At 47.1% G+C, this 859-nt stretch carries 1 protein-coding gene; it reads right to left on the bottom strand.

Features of this window, described 5'->3' with window-relative positions:
- A partial coding sequence (locus tag R7E78_RS25435) for a DUF2804 domain-containing protein (protein WP_318058514.1) occupies positions 1–856 on the bottom strand: 856 nt, incomplete at its 3' end.
- Positions 857–859 lie beyond the last annotated feature (3 nt).

Raw genomic sequence — 859 nt, 5'->3', positions numbered from 1 at the left:
AACGTTGATTGATAGGCTCAAACACTAAGTCTACGCAACCATCTTCGGAGATGATGCGCCAATCAGTACGCGGGTTCTGACGTGAAAATTGAAACTGCACCGGATTAAGCAAATGCCTTTCACCATCCACCCACAGTACATTTTCACAAAACCCGGTTTCGTTTACGCCAGCGGCGAGGTTGAGACCCAAGCTTTTGTCGCCATCTTTATGGTTGACACTCGCCCAGCGCCAGCTCGTTTCCCTTCGCATGTAACCCGCCGAGAAATCATAACCCGCAGCAACCTGTGACAGATCTTGCTCTTCACCCAGAATAAATAGATTCCCTGTTACCGTCAGCGCGTTGTGTTTTTGCGTATACGTCCATCCGGAGTAACCCGTTGGCGTAGAGAGCATAAGAGGCAAACTTTGTGGCTGTGGATGCAGTGTAATGTTGGCGTTAACGGAAGGCGTTACAAACTGAACATGCCACTGCCCCTCCTCAATGGAGAACTGAATTATATTGTTCGCGAGATGCGCTTTGCTCAACCAGCTCGATGGTTGAGTCTGATAACCAAGCTGACAAGGTTTAAGCCATTGCTGCTCGGTGAGTGCATTGCGCTTAATATCGAACAAATAACAAAATCCGGAGGCCAAATAGCGAATATCGGCAATAGCAATCCCGACGACATAGTCAGGCGTCACGAGAGACACGAACTGGAACTGCTTGTAATCGAAATGTTTTCGCCACTTCGATACAGGATTGTCCATCTCATTGAGATATTGAAATGACTCTAAATCGAGTGATCTTGGAATCGCCGACAAGTGCCCAAAAACCGGCATACCATCTTGCTGAATAAATGATTCCAAAGGCTTAATTAC

The organism is Vibrio sp. YT-19(2023) (assembly GCF_033337395.1).
This window is presented reverse-complemented; position numbering and strand designations above follow the sequence as displayed.